The 21,712-nt window shown below is 54.3% G+C and carries 18 protein-coding genes; 7 read left to right on the top strand and 11 right to left on the bottom strand.

Features of this window, described 5'->3' with window-relative positions; all coding sequences use genetic code 11:
• Window positions 1-110 precede the first annotated feature (110 nt).
• The 5 genes from B2T33_RS13190 to B2T33_RS13170 form a co-directional block, all read right to left on the bottom strand.
• Window positions 111-653, bottom strand: coding sequence for a hypothetical protein (locus B2T33_RS13190; RefSeq protein WP_008890603.1), 543 nt, complete (start codon window positions 651-653; stop codon window positions 111-113).
• 107 nt (window positions 654-760) lie between these two features.
• Window positions 761-3,079, bottom strand: a complete 2,319-nt coding sequence (clpA, locus tag B2T33_RS13185) for an ATP-dependent Clp protease ATP-binding subunit ClpA (protein ID WP_008890602.1) — start codon at window positions 3,077-3,079, stop codon at window positions 761-763.
• Window positions 3,080-3,082: 3 nt separating this feature from the next.
• Complete coding sequence (clpS, locus tag B2T33_RS13180; protein ID WP_008890601.1) at window positions 3,083-3,409, bottom strand: ATP-dependent Clp protease adapter ClpS; 327 nt, start codon at window positions 3,407-3,409, stop codon at window positions 3,083-3,085.
• A gap of 304 nt (window positions 3,410-3,713) precedes the next feature.
• Window positions 3,714-4,565, bottom strand: a complete 852-nt coding sequence (locus B2T33_RS13175) for a phasin family protein (RefSeq protein WP_286792282.1) — start codon at window positions 4,563-4,565, stop codon at window positions 3,714-3,716.
• An 828-nt stretch (window positions 4,566-5,393) separates the two neighbouring features.
• Window positions 5,394-6,143, bottom strand: a complete 750-nt coding sequence (locus tag B2T33_RS13170; RefSeq protein ID WP_286792281.1) for a hypothetical protein — start codon at window positions 6,141-6,143, stop codon at window positions 5,394-5,396.
• A gap of 214 nt (window positions 6,144-6,357) precedes the next feature.
• Between B2T33_RS13170 and B2T33_RS13165 the strand changes: the two genes are divergently transcribed.
• Complete coding sequence (locus tag B2T33_RS13165; RefSeq protein ID WP_197147219.1) at window positions 6,358-7,626, top strand: D-alanyl-D-alanine carboxypeptidase; 1,269 nt, start codon at window positions 6,358-6,360, stop codon at window positions 7,624-7,626.
• A gap of 83 nt (window positions 7,627-7,709) precedes the next feature.
• Here B2T33_RS13165 and pgmG read toward each other — a convergent pair whose 3' ends face one another.
• The 6 genes from pgmG to B2T33_RS13135 form a co-directional block, all read right to left on the bottom strand.
• Window positions 7,710-9,125, bottom strand: coding sequence for a phosphoglucomutase/phosphomannomutase PgmG (gene pgmG, locus B2T33_RS13160; protein WP_286792279.1), 1,416 nt, complete (start codon window positions 9,123-9,125; stop codon window positions 7,710-7,712).
• A 2-nt stretch (window positions 9,126-9,127) separates the two neighbouring features.
• Window positions 9,128-10,450 carry a UDP-glucose dehydrogenase family protein gene (locus B2T33_RS13155; protein ID WP_197147217.1) on the bottom strand — a complete coding sequence of 441 codons (1,323 nt, stop codon included), beginning with the start codon at window positions 10,448-10,450 and terminating at the stop codon, window positions 9,128-9,130.
• A gap of 80 nt (window positions 10,451-10,530) precedes the next feature.
• Window positions 10,531-11,418, bottom strand: a complete 888-nt coding sequence (gene galU / locus B2T33_RS13150) for a UTP--glucose-1-phosphate uridylyltransferase GalU (RefSeq protein WP_197147216.1) — start codon at window positions 11,416-11,418, stop codon at window positions 10,531-10,533.
• Window positions 11,419-11,531: 113 nt separating this feature from the next.
• Entirely contained in the window at window positions 11,532-12,359 is an 828-nt protein-coding gene (locus B2T33_RS13145) for a J domain-containing protein (RefSeq protein ID WP_286792276.1), read from the bottom strand.
• The gene (locus tag B2T33_RS13140) at window positions 12,359-13,081 is read right to left on the bottom strand and encodes a hypothetical protein (protein WP_008890592.1); all 723 of its coding nucleotides are present in this window, start codon (window positions 13,079-13,081) and stop codon (window positions 12,359-12,361) included. Before B2T33_RS13140 ends, B2T33_RS13145 begins: the two co-directional genes overlap by 1 nt.
• A 67-nt stretch (window positions 13,082-13,148) precedes the next feature.
• On the bottom strand, window positions 13,149-14,048 hold the full coding sequence (locus tag B2T33_RS13135) for a division plane positioning ATPase MipZ (RefSeq protein ID WP_286792275.1): 900 nt from the start codon (window positions 14,046-14,048) through the stop codon (window positions 13,149-13,151).
• A 239-nt stretch (window positions 14,049-14,287) separates the two neighbouring features.
• Here B2T33_RS13135 and B2T33_RS13130 point away from each other — a divergent pair, with 239 nt between their 5' ends.
• The 6 genes from B2T33_RS13130 to B2T33_RS13105 all read left to right on the top strand — a co-directional run bounded on the left by B2T33_RS13130 (window position 14,288) and on the right by B2T33_RS13105 (window position 21,627).
• Window positions 14,288-15,277 (top strand): hypothetical protein, encoded by a 990-nt coding sequence (locus B2T33_RS13130; protein WP_286792274.1) that lies wholly within the window; start codon window positions 14,288-14,290, stop codon window positions 15,275-15,277.
• Between the two features lie 31 nt (window positions 15,278-15,308).
• Window positions 15,309-16,445, top strand: a complete 1,137-nt coding sequence (locus B2T33_RS13125; RefSeq protein WP_286792273.1) for an NAD(P)/FAD-dependent oxidoreductase — start codon at window positions 15,309-15,311, stop codon at window positions 16,443-16,445.
• Between the two features lie 32 nt (window positions 16,446-16,477).
• The gene (locus B2T33_RS13120; protein ID WP_286792272.1) at window positions 16,478-17,656 is read left to right on the top strand and encodes an endo alpha-1,4 polygalactosaminidase; all 1,179 of its coding nucleotides are present in this window, start codon (window positions 16,478-16,480) and stop codon (window positions 17,654-17,656) included.
• 164 nt (window positions 17,657-17,820) lie between these two features.
• Complete coding sequence (locus B2T33_RS13115; RefSeq protein ID WP_286792271.1) at window positions 17,821-18,420, top strand: 2-hydroxychromene-2-carboxylate isomerase; 600 nt, start codon at window positions 17,821-17,823, stop codon at window positions 18,418-18,420.
• 113 nt (window positions 18,421-18,533) lie between these two features.
• Entirely contained in the window at window positions 18,534-19,883 is a 1,350-nt protein-coding gene (gene gdhA / locus B2T33_RS13110; protein ID WP_286792270.1) for an NADP-specific glutamate dehydrogenase, read from the top strand.
• 67 nt (window positions 19,884-19,950) lie between these two features.
• Window positions 19,951-21,627 (top strand): thiamine pyrophosphate-binding protein, encoded by a 1,677-nt coding sequence (locus B2T33_RS13105; protein WP_197147209.1) that lies wholly within the window; start codon window positions 19,951-19,953, stop codon window positions 21,625-21,627.
• Window positions 21,628-21,712 lie beyond the last annotated feature (85 nt).

The raw sequence follows: 21,712 nt of genomic DNA, 5'->3' as shown, positions 1-21,712 counted from the left end.
CTTTGCGTTTCAAAATGCAAAGATTGCAAAATGCGAATTAATAAGTTTGCATTTTGCAAAAATATGCTGGAGAGAATTAGAACCGCTTAATTTTCAGTAAGCTTATACACCTACTTAGCGCGTTTCTTCTTCGTCCGACTATTGAAGTTCAGAAGCGCTGGCGCCTTCTCGATGATTTCCTCGAGAATGGATTTCGCGATCTCAAGATCGTCCTTTGCAGAGTCGTCGAGCTGACTGATATAGCGCGGATCGGAGATCATCCGCTCTGCCTCATAAAGGGTCCTGAGTTCACTTTGGAACATTTCGCGCGCACCAAGCGGCAGGTTTTCCTTTGCACTCATGACAAAGAAGAATTTCAGGCTCGTCTTGATGACAATCCTGAGCATGACGACCTGAAGCTTGTGAAACTGTTTTTCCAGTTCTTCTTTTTTAGGATGGGATTCGAGCTTGTTCATCCGCTCCATAATCACCAGAGACAACGCCTTGAAGTTGTCGACTTCCTCACGAAACGGTCGATAACCGGTGACGTCGGACTTGTCGGCGTTCTTTTCAAGCGTATTGGCCAGCGCGATCAACTTTCGCGCACGCAGCTCAAGTCTGGATAGGAACTCCTCGACTTCGTTCCGAAATTTTCGTTGTGCAGCCTGGCTCATGATATTCTGGCGTTCTTTATATGATTATGCCCGGGGAACGATATCCCCGGGCACCAATCTATACTGCCAATCATTAACAACAACCTGAAAACCGAAAAAGGTCCATTTTAACCGGCCATTTCCGGATCTTTTTTCTGTTGTTTCTCGCCATTTTCATCTTCCGGATAACGGAAGGTGACAGCATCGTCTTCGATATCGACCAGCACAGCCCCACCCTTCGAAAGCTTGCCAAACAGCAACTCTTCGGCGAGCGGTTTTTTGACGTGCTCCTGAATGACGCGGCCCAACGGACGCGCCCCGAAGGCCGCATCGTAGCCGCGTTCGGCCATCCAGGCCCGCGCTGCTTCGGTCAGTTCGATCGAAACATTGCGATCCGCCAGCTGTGCTTCAAGCTGCAAGATGAACTTGTCGACAACCATCTTGACGACTTCCGGCTGCAGGTTGGCAAACGGAATCACCGCATCCAGACGGTTACGGAATTCCGGCGAGAAGGTGCGCTTGATTGCCTCTTCGTCTTCGCCAACACGCATTTCACGTTTGAAGCCGATCGGCGGCTTAGCCATGTCAGATGCACCGGCATTGGTCGTCATGACCAGCACGACATTACGGAAATCGACCGTCTTGCCGTTGTTATCGGTCAGTTTGCCATGATCCATGACCTGCAGAAGAATATTGAACAGGTCCGGATGAGCCTTCTCGATCTCGTCCAGCAGCACGACCGCATGCGGATGCTGATCAACGGCATCGGTCAAAAGACCACCCTGGTCAAACCCGACATAGCCCGGAGGCGCACCAATCAGGCGTGATACGCTGTGGCGCTCCATATATTCGGACATGTCAAAGCGGATGAACTCGATCCCCATGACCGTTGCCAACTGCTTGGTGACCTCCGTCTTACCAACGCCGGTCGGGCCCGAGAACAGATAACTGCCAATCGGTTTTTCCGGCTCACGCAGACCTGCACGGGCCAGTTTGATCGCACTGGCAACTGCTTCGATTGCCTTGTCCTGGCCAAACACAACCGTTTTCAGGTCACGCTCAAGATTTGCCAGCGCCTTGCGGTCATCGGTCGAAACCGATTTTGGTGGGATGCGGGCGATCTTGGCGACGATTTCCTCGACGTCACGCTTGCTCACCGTACGTTTCCGTTTGCTGGGGGCGACCAGCATGCGCGATGCACCAACCTCGTCAATCACATCAATTGCACTATCGGGCCGCTTGCGGTCGCTGATGTAACGCGATGCCAGCTCAACCGCAGAACGCAGGGCTTCGTTGGTGTATTTGACCTGATGGTGCTCCTCGTAATAGGGCTTGAGCCCCTTGAGGATCTTGACGGTATCGGCTTCTGACGGTTCCTCGACATCGATTTTCTGGAAACGACGCACAAGGGCGCGGTCCTTTTCAAAGTGACCCCGGAATTCCTTGTAGGTGGTTGAGCCGATGCAACGCAGTGACCCGCTTGCCAGTGCCGGTTTCAGCAGGTTGGAAGCATCCATTGCCCCGCCCGACGTCGCACCAGCACCAATCACGGTGTGAATTTCATCAATGAACAGTACAGCACCTTCGTACTCTTCAAGTTCCTTGACCACAGCCTTCAGGCGTTCTTCGAAGTCCCCGCGATAACGGGTTCCTGCCAGAAGTGCGCCCATATCAAGGGCAAAGATCGTCGCGTTTTCAAGAACCTCTGGCACATCGCCATCATTGATACGGCGCGCGAGCCCTTCGGCAATGGCGGTTTTACCAACGCCTGGATCACCGACATAAAGCGGGTTGTTCTTGGTACGACGGCACAGAACCTGAATGGTGCGGTCAATCTCGTTCTGGCGACCGATCAGCGGATCGATCTTGCCGCTCTGCGCCTTGACATTGAGGTTCACACAATAGGCTTTAAGCGCCTCGCCCTCGGCCGGGCCGCTTTCGTCGCTTTCTGGCGACATGCCTGCAACCGGCTCTTCATCGGCACCGCGCGGAATGCGACGCTCATTAAGCTCGGTCGCCTTGGCGATACCGTGTGAGATGTAGTTTACCGCGTCAAGACGGGTCATATCCTGGAGTTGCAGATAGTAAACCGCGTGCGATTCCCGTTCAGAGAACAGGGCAACAAGCACATTGGCACCGGTCACTTCCTCGCGGCCAGAAGACTGGACGTGGATCGCAGCACGCTGGATCACGCGCTGGAAACCGGCGGTCGGTTTGGGGTCCACCAGACGCGCACTGATCAGGCCGGAAAGCTCGCTATCGGCGAATTCCAGCAGATCGGAACGCAGCCGATCAATATCAACCCGGCAGGCCTTCAGCACTGCCAGCGCATCCTGATCTTCGGTCAGCGATAACAGAAGATGTTCAAGAGTGGCATATTCATGCCTGCGCTCCGACGCATATGCGAGCGCACGGTGCAGGCTTTCCTCAAGATTGCGCGATAGCATATGTCACTCCTTCTCTAAGGTACACTGCAGCGGATGCTGGTTCTGGCGGGCCAGGTCCATGACCTGGTTTACTTTGGTCTCTGCGATTTCGTAGGTGAATACACCGCACACTCCGACACCCTTGCGGTGCACCTGAAGCATGATCTCGGTGGCTTCTTCACGTCCCTTTTCAAAAAACCGTTCCAGTACGTGAACGACGAACTCCATCGGAGTATAGTCGTCATTCAGCAACAGCACTTTGTACATGGACGGCTTTTTGGTCTTGGGCCGTGTCTTTGTTACGATCCCCGTGTTCGGCAGATCAGTGCCGTCATTATCCTGTTCAGTCATCGTCTACTTACCGGAACCCTTATTTCCTGCATGATCTCCATGATAGGTCATTGCCAAACTCTTTCAAAGTCCGCTACGCGGTTCTCACTAGGAATTTATTGTGCATCCGAGTTTCGTTCGTTGTCCATCTTCGATTCATTTAGGCTGCGAATAACGCACTGCAAGATCAGGCGACAAACTTCGTGATTATTGTCACTCCAAAATTATCCGGGACGCGAAAAGACACATAAAAAACGGGCATGGCTAAAAGCCATACCCGCTCGGGATTGGAAGGTGCTGGGATATCCAACATGCATCCATTGCCTCATTTCAGCGTAACATTCGTTGCCTTGCTAATCGCATTTAGGCCGTCCGAAAAGGCAGAAAACATCAGTTCCTGCATCTTTTCACCTTCGGCCAAACTGCTTTCATAGCAGCGATTGACGATGCGTGAATGCAGCTCCTGAAGGTCTGCAAGGCTTTCAACCTTGGTCAACTCATCAAGATCTTCCTGCGATGCTTCAAATTCTTTTTGCATCCAGCTCGAAAGCTCGGTGCCAATGCCACCGGTCTTTTCAAACATCGCCATGGTTGCCTGCCAAACTTCCTCGAAACTTTTCTTCTGGGTATCAAGCAGCTCTTCATACTGAGCAGCAACCCGCGACCCGGCACCGGAAAAAACATCGGCCTGACCGGTCATGGTTTCAAAGATCTTGCCGAATGCCTCATTGGCAGCAGAAACACTTTCTTCGAATGCCTCATTGCCAGCGGTGACCATTGCTTCGACCTCTGGCGTCTTCCAAAGTTCGAAATAGGGCTCCATCCCCGTTCCGTCGATGAACAATGCACCAAAGCCAAAAACGTCGCCCTGCTTTGGTTCTGCCTTAGGTTTGGCATCAACCGGCTTTGCGGTTGCAGTCGACTTGCTTGGGGTTTGGGTCGCGGTCGGCGTTGCCGCAGGCCTGGAACCAGCAGACTCTGCCGCCACGGTTGCCGGTGCTGCCGATTTCTCAGACGTCGCGGATGCCGCGGCCTTCGGCGCAGGCGCAGATTTCGATGCCGTACTTGCCGGTGCAGCAGCAGCCTTTTTCGGCGCCGACTTGGCAACGGTTTTCTTTTTCGGGGCGGCGGAAGCGGCAGACTTGCTGGTTGCCGTAGTTTTGGGTTTCGTGCTCACAGTATTGGCCTTTTCGCTTTTGGTGGGGAATTTGGGCGCTGTCGACTTGCTTGCTGGCGACGTCACCTCACTAGCAGGTCGCGCGGCCCCGGAAGTCGCAACGGAAGGTTTCGTGGCAGATTCAGCCTGCTTTGATGCCGGCGCAGATGGCGAAGATGTCTCAGCCTTGGCAGGTTTCGGGGACTCTGCATTTTTTTCGGAAGCACCGGCCGACGCGGCATCTTTGACCGGCGTTTTGGCAGCAGACGCAGATGTATCAACCTTCGCGACCGTCGCAGACGAGACAGCCTGACCTGCAGCTTTGATCGACGCTCCTTCGTCACTCGGCGTCTTTGCCGTATCGGGCGATGGTGAAGGCGATGCCTTTTGCGCTTCCGCCGAAGGCTGCTGAGCTGCGGCTTCTATCTCGGAAGATGTCATTACCTTCCGCTTGGCAGGCGCAGACTGCGCTGCCGACGGGACTGAAGCTGCTACAGTTTTGGGTGACGACGCGGAAGCCTGCTTGGTTGCAGTTTTCCCGGCTAGTTTCTTTTTGGAATCAGCCATTGCCTCAACCTCCTGATCACCGGAATATCTATCCGGATCAATGTTGCATTGCAACATAACCCTAGATGGAATTACCCTGTCGCGTCAAGTACAGTTTAGTGACAAATACGCCATATTTCCCGGCACGCCTTCAACAGAAAACGCCGGAATTCCAAGAAATTTTCAAAACAGCAACTTGATCAAGGCATTAGCCCAAAGTTTTGCTGCATTGCAATAAAACTAGCAAGCCGGGCAATAACATGAACACGTCACGCCATCGCCCGGTTGCAACATATTGGCGCCCTAACGAAGCATATTTCCGCGCACGGTTCTGTAAAACTCACCGGAGTCGCTGTTCTGGACATGATGCATCTGTGCCGCCGATTGCGATCGTGCGTTTTCAGCGGCAGGCGGCTCGGGAAGGTCTTTTTCAACCGAAGAAAGGTTTGCCAGAACTTCCGGGAACTCAAGGGCACGCAAATCATCCACACCGGATGCCCAAGTACCCAGCGTGATGCCACCCGACGAGCACCCAATGGCGACCCAGTAAAAATCATCGGAATACAGACGCAGACCATCACGGTTTTGCGTTCCGAAACCTTCGGCCTGCAGCGCATCGGTGATGGCAAGATAAGAATCGCGGTCAATACGATCAACGGCCTCTTCGCCCCCAAATGCACCAAGCGGTGCATTCAGTTCAACATTGATTTCCTTGACCTGTATCGGCCCGAAGACACGGGTGGTCAGATTGAATTCCTCAAACCCGGGATACGGCGTTAATTCAAAGACGCGGACTTCCTTGTAATATTCGGCATTATAAATAATGCGAATTTGTCCTTCTGCATCGCCTGCTGCACAAGCCTGACGAAGATCATCGGCATTAAGATAAGAAAACCATGATGCCTTTCGGACAAGCGGATTACTGACGTCACTGGTTTGGGTAAAGGTACAACCGGCAAGGCCTGCAATCACCAGTGCGGCAAGACCTGCTTTGGCCCAGCTGGCGCTGCGGGTCCCCGTATTGGTGTGAACTGGAGCCGTCTTTTCTGACATTCCATCCTCGATTTTTTGCTAATCTGGAGATATAAAATACAGTCTTGCGAATAAAAATGGCCATCTCAAGGCCCGAGTGACGACCACCGAAATTCGATGCTCTTAAACATTTGTTTAAGGCTGTGATGCGACAGTGAACTTATTTAGTTCTTGGGGAAACCTCAAAGCCGAGCCCGATATAATGCGTTTAATGACCCTTTCCGGGCCAACTGCAATGGCCAAAGCTCTGTCCGTGACGCGCTCGCTGAGCATGCGTGGCGTTGTTGTTGTGCTTTTGTGTCTGGTTGCGACTATTTCATTCACAGTTCTCTCGCCCTCCGCTGCGCAGGCGCGGACTTACACGGCGATGATTATTGACGGCGACACTGGCGAAACGCTTCACGAATATCGGGCGGATCACAAGGTCTATCCGGCGTCGCTAACCAAGATCATGACCCTTTACATGGTCTTTGATGCCTTGGAACACGGCAAGGTATCGCTTTCGACTCGGATGAAGGTTTCCAAGCGTGCCTGGGGCCAGGCCCCCTCCAAACTTGGTCTTCAGCCGGGCGAAACCATTTCCGTCAAGGATGCTATTTTGGCGCTGGTCACCAAATCGGCCAACGACATTGCAGTTGTTGTCGCCGAACATCTTGGTGGCACGGAAATCAAGTTTGCCCAGATGATGACTTCCGAGGCGCGCCGCCTTGGCATGTCGCGCACCACCTTCCGTAATGCGTCCGGCCTGCCCAACCGCGGGCAGATGACCACTGCACGTGACATGATCAAACTGGCTGTGGCGCTGCGCAAGAATTATGGCAGCTACTATCATTACTTCGCGACCCAGAAGTTCCGCTTTGGCAACCGCACCTATGGCAACCACAACAATCTTCTGGCGTCCTACTATGGTACCGACGGGATCAAGACCGGCTATATCAACGCATCGGGCTTCAACCTTGTCGCCTCGGTCAATCGCAATGGTAAACGCCTGATTGGCGTTGTGTTTGGGGGTCGCACCGCCCGCACCCGTGATGACCAGATGAAAAAGCTCCTTGATCAGGCCTATATGAAGCTGACCAAGGACGGTGAAATTGTTGTTCCGCGTCCGCGCATCAGCCCGGAAGACAAGATCCTGCCAGCAGATGCCCAGTTGCTGATTGCCAAGCGCAGCACGCTTCGCGAAGCAGAACAGCCGGGCCGTATTGACACCCAAACCGTTGTCACCCGCCTGAAGCCGGAAACCGGTGCGGGCTGGGGCATTCAGGTTGGCGCCTTTAGCGATCAGCGCCGGGCACAGGAAGCGGTCCTTGCCGCGGCACGTACCGCCCCCGATGTTCTGCGCCTGACCCGTGCTGCGGTCGAGCAGCAAGCCAGTGGCACCGGTGTTGTCTATCGTGCCCGTCTGCTGGGCTTTGATGGCGAGAACGAAGCACGCGCTGCGTGTGATGCGCTCAAGCGTGAAAATGTTGCGTGCATCCCGGTCAATGCGGGTGATGCTGGCTAAAAGCCAAATCGCACAGAGATACAAAAAGGCCCGTCAGAAAATCTGACGGGCCTTTTTCATTTTGTCTTCGGTGAACGTCTTAATTAATGACCACCACCCGGTGCAAAGAAGTCATCCGAAGACAGACCGCTTTTGACCAGTTGATCGCTCACCTGCCCCTTCAAACGTGCCAACCCGGCATCATCGGCGGCCTCACAGCGGGCCACGATGGCAGGTTGGGTGTTGGATGCACGTAGCAACCACCAGCCATCATCGGTGCTGACACGCACGCCATCAATACCGCTGACCTCGGCACCGGCTTCAGCCAGGCGAGCACGGACTTCTTCAATCAGCGCGAACTTGCGGTCATCCGGGCAGTCGATACGGGTTTCCGGCGTATTGACCGCAACCGGCATGGCGGCCCGCCATTCGGCAAGGCTTTTGCCGCTTTGAACCAGAATGCGATACAGGCGGACGGCGGCATAGGTCGCATCGTCATAGCCGTAATAACGTTCGGCAAAGAAGATATGGCCGCTCATTTCACCGGCAATCGGTGCCTTTTCCTCGATCATCTTGGTTTTGATTAAGGAATGGCCCGTCTTCCACATGATGGCCTTGCCACCAATCCGGTTGACCTCGTCAAACAGGGTCTGACTGGCCTTGACATCGGCAATGATCGCAGCCCCTGGCTGACGCTGCAAAACGTCCGCGGCATAGATCTGCAACAGCTGATCGCCCCAAAGGACGTTGCCCTTGCCATCAATCACGCCAATCCGGTCACCGTCGCCGTCAAAGGCAACACCCCAGTCGGCATTGTGTTTGGCAACGGCCGCCTTGAGGTCAACCAAGTTGGCCTCGACCGTCGGATCGGGATGATGGTTGGGGAAATTACCATCGATATCATCAAACAACAGATGATGCGTACCGGGCAGCTTGGCCGTCAGTTTGCGCACCACGTCACCGGCAGAACCATTGCCGCAATCCCAGACAATCGTCATCGGATTGGGGACATCACAGTCAAGCTCGGCCACAAGGCGTTCGACAAAGCGATCCTCGATATCAATGTCGCTTGCCGTGCCCTGCCCGGTTTCGAAATCACCGCTGGCGGCAATTTTGCCAAGTTGCTGAATGGCGTCGCCAAATACCGACTTGCCAGCATTAAGCATCTTGAAGCCGTTATAGTTCGAAGGGTTATGCGAACCGGTGACCATGATGCCGGCATCGGTTTTTTGATCATAAACCGTGAAATACAGCATCGGGGTCGGCCCGCGACCAATGCGCACCACGTCACAACCGGTCGACAGAATACCTTCGGCCAATGCCGCCGCCAGATCTGGCGAGCTCAGACGACCATCGCGCCCCAGGGCGACGCGCTTTCCGCCAGATCTGCGCACCATGGTTCCGAAGGCTTTACCCAGCGCATTGGCGTCTGCCGCATGCAGGGTTTTGCCAACAACGCCGCGCACGTCATATTCGCGCAAAACAGAGCTATCAAACTTGTGTCCGGCGGAATTCGTCATGATTAGGATTTGCCTCCGATAGATGCACGACCGACACAGGAATAGCTGAAACCGTTTTCAGCCATCTCGTTCGGATCGTAAACGTTACGCAGATCAACGACGATCGGGTGTTTCAGCGCGTCCTTGATGCGATCAAGGTCCATACCGCGGAATTCGTTCCACTCGGTCAGAACCACCATTGCATCTGCGCCTTCGACCGTATCATAGGCGTTGTCGCAATATGAAATGCCATCGAGAAGCTTCTTGGCTTCTTCCATGGCTTCGGGGTCATAGGCCTTGACACTCGCCCCTGCCGCGATCAGGGCTGGCACGATATCAAGGCTCGGTGCATCGCGCATGTCATCGGTATTGGGTTTGAAAGCCAGACCAAGAATACCGATGGTCTTGCCCGCAACAGAGCCACCGCATGCCGAGATCACGCGATCTGCCATCGCCTTTTTACGCTTGGCGTTGACATCGACAACCGTCTCGATGATGCGAAGCGGACTGTTATATTCCTGTGCGGTGCGCACAAGTGCGATGGTATCTTTCGGGAAGCAGGACCCGCCATAGCCCGGACCGGGATGCAGGAACTTCTTGCCAATACGGCCATCAAGGCCGATGCCGCGTGCAACATCATGGACATCCGCACCGACCTTTTCACAAAGATCGGCAATTTCGTTGATGAAGGTGATCTTGGCGGCAAGGAAGGTGTTGGCCGCATATTTGATCATTTCCGACGTTTCACGGGTGGTGAAGACAATCGGGGTTTCGATCAGATACAGCGGACGATACAGATCCGACATCACTTCGCGGGCGCGCTCATCACTGGTGCCGATGACGACGCGGTCCGGGCGCATGAAATCGCCAATCGCCGATCCTTCGCGCAGGAATTCCGGGTTCGAGACCACAGCAAATTCTGCATCCGGGCGCTTTTCACGAATGATGCGTTCGACCTCACGACCGGTTCCAACCGGGACGGTTGATTTGGTAACGATGACGGTGAAGCCGTCCATGGCTTCGGCAATTTCCTCGGCCGCAGCATAAACGTAACTCAGATCGGCATGACCATCGCCGCGTCGGGTCGGCGTGCCAACGGCAATAAAGACAGCGTCCGCATCCTTGACCCCTTCCTTGAGGTCGGTGGTAAAGGTCAGGCGGCCTGCCTTGACGTTATTTTCGACCAGAACATCCAGCCCGGGCTCGTAGATTGGCATGATACCGTCTTCGAGACGGGCGATTTTTTCTACATCCTTGTCGACACAAACAACGTCCGTACCAAACTCGGAAAAGCAGGCACCGGAAACAAGTCCAACATATCCGGTCCCGATCATAGCTACGCGCATGGAGGTTTTATCCTGGTAAGTAAATCCCGACCGGAACAGATCACATCGCTATTCCGGTCGGACATTGTTGACATGAATGATTATTCTGCCGCTTCGCCTTCGGCGAATTCGTGAATAAGCTTGCGGACATCGTCGCGCATATCTTCACGGGCAAGGGCAAATGACATTGTGGCTTTCAGGAAGCCGATCTTGTTGCCGCAATCAAAACGACGGCCTTCGAAATTATAGCCATAGAACGGCACCTTGCCGATCATTGCGGCCAACGCATCGGTCAGCTGGATTTCATTACCAGCGCCGCGCGGAATGTTTTCAAGCACCTCGAAAATGCCAGGATCAAGGATGTAACGCCCGATGGCGGACAAGGTCGACGGGGCTTCTTCGGGTTTTGGCTTTTCCACCATGCCGCATGCACTGACAAGGCGGCCGTTGGTGCCTTCGATTTCCAGCACACCATAACGATGAACTTCATCGCGCGGGACATCCATCACGGCAACCATGTTGCCACCCGTACGACCATAACTATCGACCATCTGCTTCATGCAGGGGACTTTTGACTGGATAAGGTCATCGGCCAGCAGCACGACAAACGGCTCGTCACCGACCAGCGACTTGGCGCACAGAACAGCGTGCCCGAGGCCAAGCGGGTTGCCCTGACGGGTATAGGTCACACGACCGTTTTCCGGGATCATTTCAAGCGCTTTGGACAGTGCTTCTTCCTTGCCCCGCTCGGTCAGGATCGCCTCCAGCTCGGCAGAGCGATCAAAATGGTCCTCAATCGCGGTTTTGCCGCGACCAGTCACAAAAATGAATTCTTCGATACCGGCCGCAATGGCTTCTTCGACAGCGTATTGAATAAGCGGCTTGTCAACGACCGGCAGCATTTCTTTTGGCATTGCCTTGGTAGCGGGCAAAAAACGGGTTCCCATGCCTGCGACCGGAAAAACTGCCTTCTTGATTCTTTTTGACATTCAATACTTTCCTTTTTCAACCGCTGCATGCCAGTCCGTATTGGAATTGCCCGCATATATGCTTCTGCCACAATTCCAGAACACGGATCAAGCAAGCGCACGTATTATTGACGCTAATCTTTACATAGCCGTAACAAAAGGCTCCGCGCGGCATTGATCTTTGAGGCCAGATAGTCCGATCCACCATGATCCGGGTGGACCGCCTTGATCTGCTTTTTATAGGCCCGGTTGATTTCCTCGCGGGAGGCATTATCCGCCACACCCAGGACTTCTCGGGCCTCTTTCGCCGTCATGCCAGACGCACTTGAACTCCTTTTGTCACCTTGGCCTTGCTCGTTATGGTTGCGGTCGCTTCCTCCGTTTTGTGCTCCGTCTTCGCCGTTGTCTTTCTGGCGCCAGCTTTGCCATCCCGCACAATCAGGACGGCGTTCAAGATAGGCTTCCAGTACCGCCCAGCTTTGGTCGGTTGCACTGCAACAGTCAACATAAAGCGACTGCAGGTCGTCAAGTCCCAAGCTGTCAAGATCGGCCCCGGCAAAGGGACCGCTGACAACGCCACCGCGCATTTGCCCGGTTTCAAGATCAAGCACCATATGCAGAAATTCAGTGCGAATTTCCGAACTTGGTCCCGCACCGGATGTGCGGTTGCCAAAACTTCCCGGCTGGGCGCGTTTTCGGGACGCTGCAAAGATCCTGCGAAAAATTGGCCACAGAAATCCAAGCTTCATCATCCGAAACAAGAACGGCACAGTCGCCGCCAAAGCCGCGCCCATCGCGGCAATCTTGCCTGTGAGCAACAACCAGCCCGCAAGCATGATCAACACCAAGATGATCATAAATAAGACAATTTTACGGATTTCTTTGGGCTCGGCCTCTGTCATCCAGCGAATGAAGAAGCCAACCCCGATAAATGCTGCGATTCCGATCAAAAGCCACTGCATCAACGCGGCTTTCGCAATTGATGACCAAGCCTGAGCACTTCCTCGGACCCGGTTTTCTTTTGATAGATCGAAAGTCCGGACTGCCCGCCCACGGCATAGCTTGCCACTGCACCCAGCAAATCACGAAGCTTGCCGGCTGCACTGGCATCAAACTGCATAAAGGCACCACCGGTTATCCGCGCAATTTCACCAAAGGCAAATGCCGCATCCCGGTCATGGCCTTCCTGAAACATGAATGCCTTTACCCCCTTAAGCGCCAGTTTCCCGGCAATCGGGGCCAGATGATCTGGATTTTCCTCGATACAGTCGCCGACATAAATCAAGGCATCAATTTTTTTATCACCCGCTTCACGTTCGACATGGGCCAGAACCCGTTCGATCTGTGTATGTCCAGCACGGCAAGTAACCTTGGTGATATAATCGCGAAATGATTTGGCGTTGCGGCACCAGCCACTTGATTTGCATTCTGAAAGCCCGCGAAAGAACACAAGCTGCACATCAAGGGCGCCAACACCATCGACCGCTTCAAACATTTCGGCCTGAATTTCAGCCGCGCTGTCCCAGCTTGGCTGGCGGCTGGCGGTTGCATCCATGGCAAAAATCAGTCGCCCCTGTGCCGGCCCGGATGATGGCGCGTGTACCGCCATCTGCCGCGCCTTACCCAAGAAGTCTGCCACTTCGTTGGCGTCGGATGTCTCTGGAATGATGTCTTTGCGCGTCAAGGAGACCTGCCTGCTTCATATTCCGGTTGGACAATTTGTCGTCCCACAAGATATAGGCCGGATGCAGTCAGATCGGCAACTCCTCGCCGTCGGCCGGTTTGAAGCCGATCACTTCCAGAAGCGATCTGACTTCCTGACGGGCGGCCATGTGCGACATGCTCATCGGGATGCCGACACCCTTTTCACGCAGATCAAGCAGCGTCAGACCTTTGAGGAAAAGTTCGCGATAAATCACACGTTCGCCAAAGCCCGGCGCCTGACGGAAGCGGATGCGATCGGCCAACTTGTCAACGATTTCGGCAATGTCGCGTTTGTTGCGCGCATCAAGATGTGAAAGACGGTTACGCATGACGATCCAGTCAATCGTGCCGCCATCAATCGCCGCCCGACGCTTGCGCGCATCCCAGACCATCTCGGCATAGATGCTGGGTCCCTTGATATCAAGGCTGTCCGGATCAATCCGGGCCAGCATATCAAGGTCGATAAAGCTGTCATTGATCGGGGAGATCAGCGTATCGGCACAGGCATGGGCCAAACGCGAAAGATAATTGTCACTGCCCGGGCAATCCATGACGATGAAGTTGCAGCCGATTACCATTTCACCAAGTGCGGTCGTAAAGCGTTCGCGCTCGTCCAGCTTGGCTTGGTTGGCATCGGGCAGTTCGCTGCGATAAATCGGCCGATGATCGGGCACCGGAAGCTTAAGGTCCTTGCGGTCGTTAAAGGCGTTCCGGTTTTCGACATAGCGTGTCAGCGTCCCCTGACGGGCATCGATATCAAGCGATCCGACCTTGAACCCCATCTTCATCAGGGAAACGATCAGATGCATCGCCGTTGTCGACTTGCCTGACCCACCCTTTTCATTGCCAATCACGATTACATGGGCGCGATTGGACGGCGGTTGTTTGTCCGTTGCCGTCTGCTGGCCCGCGCTGTCCCCGTTCGCGCCGGTCTGTTGCACCGTCATGATAAAATGCTCCGTATCTTCAGGCTTTTTGACTTTGTCCCCAAGGCCAACCTCCCCAATGAGCCCGTTTGCACCCAAAAATCAAGGTAAAAGAGATCACGTTAACAGGCATCGGTTGACTGCCCCCTAGCCAATCTAGATGCACAAAGGTAAAGATAAGGGTAGCGCAATACAAAAATGCGCCTGAAAACATATAGAAAGGACGCAATGTGAGGTATCGGGCGGCTTTGATCGGCAGCATGTTTGCAAGCTTTCTGGTGGCAACACCACAGATGGCCGTCGCACAGCAAACCGGCGGGTTCGAACAAATCCCGCAAGACCAGAGCCCTATTGTCTTTGCCTCGGACGTCGAGGGTCAGAACAGCTTCCTGCGTCAGTATCGCGATAACAGTACGGTCTTTGTTGGCCGCTGGTATGCGCAGCACTCGGTAAGCGAATCCCCTGCCGCTGCAAGCGACCTTTACCTTGAAACGGTCTATACGACCTCCGCGCCCGGTTTTCGGTTTAGCACCGCCATGGCGTCCGAGCAGTTGCTTGATATGTTTGACGCGCTTCGCGGCCGCACCAGCCTGAATGGCGCAAGCTTCGTGCAGGAAACCCGGTACGGCCCGATTGCCCTGTCGCCCTTTACTCGCAACGGTTCGCAATGCGTTTCCTTTGTCGGGCAATGGGATCCGCAAACACCGGCCCAACGAGGCAGTCGCCTGCTGGGCTATTACTGCACCCCGACACAGGTTCAGGCCACAGGTAGCAGCAGTGCGCCACTCAGTGGTCTGCCAATGATTGATGCTCAGGAATTTGCCGCCGGTTTCTTTGGCCGATTGAACATCGAGCTCGCGGAAAATTCGGCAATTGCCGTCACTGTTGTCGGACCGGCAGATGAAACCCCGCTTCAGCAGCCTGAAGGCGAAACCACCCCGCCGCCGATTGATGGCATTGATATCGTCACCAACTGGCAATCGGTGCGTGGAACCGGCACGCTGCGCTTTGATCAGCCATCGGGCGAAGGCACGATGATCCTTGATGATGACCAACGCCATTGCGAGGGCATCTGGCGCCACGAAGGCGGTGCCTATCAAAGTGATACGCTTCCGTTCGGAAGCTGGTATGTCTATTGTAACGACAGCAGCTTTGCGCGCGGTATTTACACAAGCGAATCCCCGGCTGTTGTCACCGGTAATGGCAAGGACAACCAAGGACAGGCTGTCTATTTCCGCCAGGCAAACTAAACCCACCACCCTAACCAAGATACACGTGATCATGACTGCAGATATCCAAACCATCGTCATCGGGGCCGGCGTTGTCGGCCTGGCCTGTGCCCGTTCACTTGCGCGAACCGGCCGCGAAGTCCTGATCATTGAACAGCATGATGCGATTGGCACCGAAACCAGCGCACGCAACAGCGAAGTCATTCATGCCGGGATCTATTACCCGAAAGGCAGCCTGAAGGCCGAGCTTTGTGTCACCGGGCGCGAGATGCTGTATCGTTATTGCGAAGAAAACGGCATCGAACACAAACGCACCGGCAAACTGATTGTCGCCACGGCCGAAGACCAAATGGCCGCACTGGCCGGGATCAAGGACAAGGCTTTTGAAAACGGCGTCACCGACCTTGTCTGGCTGTCCCGCGAAGCGGCCCTTGAACGCGAACCGGCCCTTAATTGTGTCGGCGCCCTTGAAAGCCCCTCAACCGGCATTGTCGATAGTCATCAACTGATGGTCACCCTGCTGGGTGAGGCGGAAAACAATGGCGCAACACTTGCGATCAACACCAAGGTCACGGCCGTCAGTTTCGAAAACGGACTTTATACCGTCTGCACCACCGATGCCGATGGCGAAGAAATGAGCCTGACCTGCGCGGAATTGATCGTTGCCGGTGGCTTGCATAGCCAGACCTTGGGCCGGAACTTTACCGGCCTGCCACAGGCATCTGTCCCGCCACAACATTATGCGCGTGGCTGTTATTTCACGCTATCGGGCAAGGCACCGTTTTCCACCCTGATCTATCCGGCACCCGAACAGGCAGGCCTTGGCATTCACCTCACCCTTGATATGGGGGGACAGGCGCGCTTTGGCCCGGACGTGACGTGGGTTGATGCACCAAACTATGACGTTCCCGAAGAACGCCGGACCGCCTTTGCCGAAGCCATCCGCAAATACTATCCCGATCTTGATGAAAGTGCGCTTCAGACCGGCTATGCCGGGGTGCGACCAAAAATTCAGGCCCCGGGCGAAGCGGCGCGTGACTTCATGATTGCTGATGAAAAACAGCACGGGCTTAATGGTCTTGTAATGCTCTATGGTATTGAATCACCGGGTCTTACTGCGTCCCTTGCTATCGGCAACCGGGTGACCGAGTTGATCACACAGCAAGGCGCAATGAAGGCAGCATCATAAGATCGCCCATATCATCAGCGATGGATAAAGGCATGGCCAAGCAACCTTACAGCACGTCAGGGCGGACCCGACAACCGGCGCAAAATGCGTCTGGCGGAAATGCCGCGCCCAAATCCATCTCGCGCCGACATTTCCTTGGCACCGGCGCGGCGGGATTTGGCGGGGCATTATTGGCATCCACACCGTTTGGCGCAGTTGCACAGCAGCTAGAACCTTTTATCCCCGCCCCCAATAGCCTGACCGAGGGTCTCCCCGGCCTGACCGACACCGGTAAGCCCGAAAAAGACTTCGTCGAGGAAATGCGCGATTACGTCATCGCGATCAGCCGTTGGGCAAAAAGCTATCGCAGTGATTTTTCGATTATTGCGATGAATGGCCTGGAACTGACCGAGTTTCTTGAAAAAACCCTGTTTGCCACACGTGGCGTTGCGGAACCGGCCAGAAACTACTTGCGTGCCCTTGACGGTATTTTGGTCGAAGCCCCGTTTTACGGCTTTGAGAAATACGGCGAAGCCACCAACGCCGAAGAGACAAAATATATTCTGGGCTATCTGGAACGGCTGAAACTTGAGGGCCTGCAATATCTTGCGGTCGACTACACCGAAAATCGATCCGACATGGACAAGGCGCGCGCGCAGCTTCGGGGGCTGGATGCACTTTATTACGCAGCCCCACCGCCCGGCATGCAGCTTTCATCGCTGGCAAAGGTTCCAAGCACCCCTTTCGGGGCAAACCCGCATGTGATCGACAATATCCGCGAGGCAAAGAACTTTGCCCTGGTGCTTGATAGTTCGCCTTATGGCACCAAGGACGCCTATGTCGATGCGCTGGTTGCGACCAACTACGACACGCTGATCATTGATCCGTTCCATCGCGGGACCATTCCGCTGACCTATGATGATATGAAGCGGCTTCGTTACAAGAAGACCGGAACACCACGGAACCTGATTTCGTACCTCAATATCGCGACAGCCGAGACATATCGTTATTACTGGCAAAGCGGATGGCGTGCCGGAAGTCCCGATTTCATCAGTGAAGGTAACCTGATGGCACGTTGGGGACAGGAAAACCACGTGCATTATTGGTCACGCGAATGGCAAAGCATCATCTTTGGCAGCGAAAACAGCTATCTTGGCAACATCATGAAGCTTGGCTTTGACGGGGTTCTGATGGCGGGTATTGATGAATATTCCTGGTGGCTTGACTACTAGGTCGCGCAGACATTTCGCATTCCATCATCACAAACATATGACCTGAACCCGTGCGTGATTACGCCAAGGACATTTGACGCAGCACCCCTGTTTGGGCAGTGTGGTGGGTGTCGAATGCCGGCAATTCAAAAACATAATCTGCATCGCGGCGCCAGGAGGCCCATATGTCCGAACCCATCATCCACTATTTCTTCGTGCAATCACCGTGGTCTTTTTTCGGGTTTCGCCGCGTTGTCGACATCGCCAAAAAACATGGCGTGGAAATTATTCATAAGCCCTGCCGGGCAGCCGATGTTTGGGAACATGGTGGTGGCGTGCCTTTGGCAAAACGCCCGAAACCGCGTCAAGAATACCGACTTGTTGAACTGAAACGCTGGTCGGATTATCTCGGCATTCCGATCAATATGCATCCGACCCATTTCCCGGTCGATGAAACACTTGCCGCGCGCACCATCATCGCCGTTCAGGACGATGGCAAGGACGTCAGTGCTTTGACTGAAACCCTGATGGGGGATATCTGGCTGCGTGAACGTGATGTTTCGCTGCCCGCGACCGTGCGCGAGGCCCTGATATCAAATGGCCTGTCGACGGAATATCTCGAACATGCCGACCTGCCAGAGATCGCCAAAATCTATGACGAGAACTGCCAGTCCGCACGCGATCGCAACATCTTTGGTGTGCCAACCTATTTCGTCGGCAACGAGATGTTCTGGGGGCAGGACCGCCTTGATTTTGTTGAAAGAACGCTTCAACAGAACGCCTGATCAAGCGCGCCATCGCACCTTAAAAACCACCAAAACAAAATATTATGCGGGCACTTTTTCGCCTCTGGCACGTTAACCAGAGCAGCAGAAACAGTAAAAAAGCCCGCATTTAAATGACACAAAGCGCATCTGATTTTCAAAAGGACTTCCTGACCCGGCTTGAGGAAAAGACACCGAACGAGCCGGAATTTCACCAGGCAGTGGAGGAAGTCGTCGGCTCTATTGCCGGTTGGTATCTCGATCAAACCGAGATGCGCAAAAATGCGGTTCTTGAACGCTGCACGGAACCGGATCGCGTGCTGCAGTTTCGCGTGGCATGGGAAGATGACGACCAACAGATACAGGTCAATCGCGGCTGGCGCATTCAGTTCAACCAATCGATGGGCCCGTATAAGGGCGGCCTTCGGTTTGCCCCAACGGTAAGCACCAGTATCTTCAAGTTTCTCGGGTTTGAACAAACCCTGAAAAACAGCCTGACCGGCTTGCCGATGGGCGGGGCAAAAGGTGGTGCCGACTTTTCGCCAAAGAACAAATCCCCGCAGGAAATCGGCCGTTTCTGTCAGGCATTCATGCAGGAACTATATCGGCATATCGGGCCAGATACCGATGTGCCCGCCGGGGACATCGGCGTTGGCAGACGTGAAATCAGCATCCTTTTTGGTCACTATATCAAGCTGACGCAAAAGTGGACCGGTGCGCTGACCGGGAAAGGATGCCACTTCGGCGGTAGTGCCGGGCGCACAGAAGCAACCGGCTATGGCTGCATCTATTTCCTTGGTCACATGCTTGATCAGGAAAACAAGGAAATCAAAGACAAACGCATCGCGATCAGTGGCGCAGGCAATGTTGCGCTTCACGCCGCGCGCAAGGCCATTGAACTTGAAGCCAAGGTCATAAGTCTGAGTGATAGTTCCGGCACCATGCACTTTGCCGATGGCCTGACAAACGACCTTCTTGATCAGGTTGATGACTGGAAAAACAACCAACGCAAATCGCTGGCAGAATTTGACGGCGGCAAGAATTCCGAGTTCCTTGAAAACAAGAACCCCTGGGGGCTTGAGTGCGATATTGCCCTGCCCTGCGCGACCCAAAACGAGCTTGATGAACAAGACGCCAAGCAGCTTGTTGAAAACAAGGTGATGATGCTCTGTGACGGCGCGAACATGCCACTGACGGCAAAGGCACAGGAAGTATTCATCAACGCCAATGTCCCGCATGCCCCAGGCAAAGCATCCAATGCCGGCGGCGTTGCAGTAAGCGGCCTTGAACAGAGCCAGAATGCGCAACGTCTGAGTTGGGATACGGAAAACGTCGACAAACGCCTTCGTGAGATCATGTCCAAAATTCACAAGGACTGCATCGAAAACAGTCCGGACGGAAAAATCATCAATTATCGCGATGGTGCCAATCTTGCTTCGTTCAAACGCATAGCAGAAACCATGAATGCATTCTGGCTTTCGTAATCAAACCCGGCCGTTGATACGATTGTAGTTTGCGGCTCTCTCACGACTGAAACCAAGGAGTTTCCCCATGAAAGTTGCCGATATCGCAATCAATTTACTGAGTGATCTTGGCGTCAAACATGTGTTTGGCATCCCAGGTGACGCCATCAATGACATTACATTTGCCCTTGAAAACAGGGATGAAATTGATTTCGTCCTTGTCCGGCATGAAGAAGGTGGTGCTTTTGCCGCATCCGCACAGGCAAAACTGACTGGCAATCTTTCATGCTGTGTCGGCACCGCGGGTGGCGGTGCCATCCATCTTCTGAACGGCCTTTATGATGCCCGTCACGACCATGCCCCGGTTCTTGCCATCACAGGCCAAGTTGATTCGGAATTTATCGGCACCGAGTATCATCAGGAAGTTGACCTGAAAAAGCTGTTCGAAGACGTGACCGTCTATTCCGAGACGATCATGGATCCGGCACAGGCCCCGCGTATCCTCAAAGAAGCCTGCAAGGCCGCGATTGAAAATCGTGCGCCCGCCCATGTCTGTATCCCGAACAATATCGCCAGTGCCGATTGCGCCGGTGATCCGATCAATATTGCAACCTTGCTGGCAACCCGTGAAGTTTCTCCGTCCAGCGACAACCTTGATCACGCTGCCAAACTGATTGATCAGGCATCGAAGCCCGTCATTCTTGCTGGTATCGGTGGTGCCGAAGCAGCCCAAGAGATCTTTGATCTGGCGCACCGGATTGATGCACCGATCGTCAGAACCCTGCGCGCCAAAGACTGGCTTGATGACGACGATCCCATTTGCATTGGTGGGCTGGGCCTTCTGGGTGGCAAACCGGGTCAGGATTCTGTCGAAGATTGCGATTTGCTGTGCATCATTGGCGCCGATTTCCCCTATCAGGAATTTTTCCCCAAAGACGCCAAAACCATCCAGATCGATAGCAATCGCAGCCAGATCGGCAAACGGCTTGATATTGATGCCCCGTTGATCGGTAGTGCCAAGCTATCGGTGCAGGGTATTCTGGATCGCGTCCCCCCCAAAGACACTGAAACACAGCGCAAACACTGGATCGATAAGGTCAAGGATCAGCAAGACGATTGGTCAAAGATCGAGAAGTCCGACAAAAGCCCGCTTCACCCCGCAAGCGTCATGTCCGCAATCGGTGACCATGCCGCCGACAATGCCATTTTCCTGGTTGATACCGGAACGACCACGGCCTGGGCCGCGCGGCATTTGCGGGTAAAACGCAACCAGCGTTTCACCCTGTCATCCGGGCTCGGCACAATGGCTTTTGCCCTTTCCGGGGCCAATGGCGCGCAGCTTGCCTATCCTGATCGTCAGGTCATCGCCATTGCGGGTGACGGCGCATTCAACATGCTGATGGGTGAGCTTTTGACCGCAGCCGAATACGATCTGCCGATTACGGCGGTTGTTTTTGACAACAGCAAGCTTGGCTTCATCGCACTGGAACAAGAAGCCAAAGGTCTGCCGGAACATGCAATCGCCTTTAAGAACCCGGATATGGCGGCCATTGCCCAGGCCTGTGGCTGTCTTGGCCTGCGTGCGGAAAACATCAAGGAGCTTTCAAGCGCGCTGTCTCAAGCGTTTGCAAGCAAGAAGCCAACCGTCATTCAGGTCCCGGTTGACCCTGACGCCCTGATCATGCCGCCAAACCCGACCTTCTCGCAGGCACAGAAATTTGCCGTTGCCAAGGGGCGGGAAATGCTGGGCAAGCTCAGGTCATAGGCCAAATCGCCTCGATGAAACCTGGTTTGTTTTGAAGGTTCGGCTCAGAAAAAAAGCGTGGCAGCAAAGCTGACCACGCTTTTTT

It is taken from the genome of Thalassospira sp. UBA4513 (assembly GCF_002388495.1).
GTDB lineage: Bacteria > Pseudomonadota > Alphaproteobacteria > Rhodospirillales > Thalassospiraceae > Thalassospira > Thalassospira tepidiphila.
The sequence above is the reverse complement of the archived record's forward strand: the minus strand, read 5'-3'. Positions and strand labels throughout refer to the sequence as shown.

Bases quoted from the DNA above. Each gene is read 5' to 3' on its own strand.
- B2T33_RS13190 (WP_008890603.1), bottom strand. From the start codon at position 653: ATGAGCCAGGCTGCACAACGAAAATTTCGGAACGAAGTCGAGGAGTTC.
- clpA (WP_008890602.1), bottom strand. From the start codon at position 3,079: ATGCTATCGCGCAATCTTGAGGAAAGCCTGCACCGTGCGCTCGCATAT.
- clpS (WP_008890601.1), bottom strand. From the start codon at position 3,409: ATGACTGAACAGGATAATGACGGCACTGATCTGCCGAACACGGGGATC.
- B2T33_RS13170 (WP_286792281.1), bottom strand. From the start codon at position 6,143: ATGTCAGAAAAGACGGCTCCAGTTCACACCAATACGGGGACCCGCAGC.
- B2T33_RS13165 (WP_197147219.1), top strand. From the start codon at position 6,358: ATGGCCAAAGCTCTGTCCGTGACGCGCTCGCTGAGCATGCGTGGCGTT.
- pgmG (WP_286792279.1), bottom strand. From the start codon at position 9,125: ATGACGAATTCCGCCGGACACAAGTTTGATAGCTCTGTTTTGCGCGAA.
- B2T33_RS13155 (WP_197147217.1), bottom strand. From the start codon at position 10,450: ATGCGCGTAGCTATGATCGGGACCGGATATGTTGGACTTGTTTCCGGT.
- galU (WP_197147216.1), bottom strand. From the start codon at position 11,418: ATGTCAAAAAGAATCAAGAAGGCAGTTTTTCCGGTCGCAGGCATGGGA.
- B2T33_RS13145 (WP_286792276.1), bottom strand. From the start codon at position 12,359: ATGCAGTGGCTTTTGATCGGAATCGCAGCATTTATCGGGGTTGGCTTC.
- B2T33_RS13135 (WP_286792275.1), bottom strand. From the start codon at position 14,048: ATGACGGTGCAACAGACCGGCGCGAACGGGGACAGCGCGGGCCAGCAG.
- B2T33_RS13130 (WP_286792274.1), top strand. From the start codon at position 14,288: ATGTTTGCAAGCTTTCTGGTGGCAACACCACAGATGGCCGTCGCACAG.
- B2T33_RS13125 (WP_286792273.1), top strand. From the start codon at position 15,309: ATGACTGCAGATATCCAAACCATCGTCATCGGGGCCGGCGTTGTCGGC.
- B2T33_RS13120 (WP_286792272.1), top strand. From the start codon at position 16,478: ATGGCCAAGCAACCTTACAGCACGTCAGGGCGGACCCGACAACCGGCG.
- B2T33_RS13115 (WP_286792271.1), top strand. From the start codon at position 17,821: ATGTCCGAACCCATCATCCACTATTTCTTCGTGCAATCACCGTGGTCT.
- gdhA (WP_286792270.1), top strand. From the start codon at position 18,534: ATGACACAAAGCGCATCTGATTTTCAAAAGGACTTCCTGACCCGGCTT.
- B2T33_RS13105 (WP_197147209.1), top strand. From the start codon at position 19,951: ATGAAAGTTGCCGATATCGCAATCAATTTACTGAGTGATCTTGGCGTC.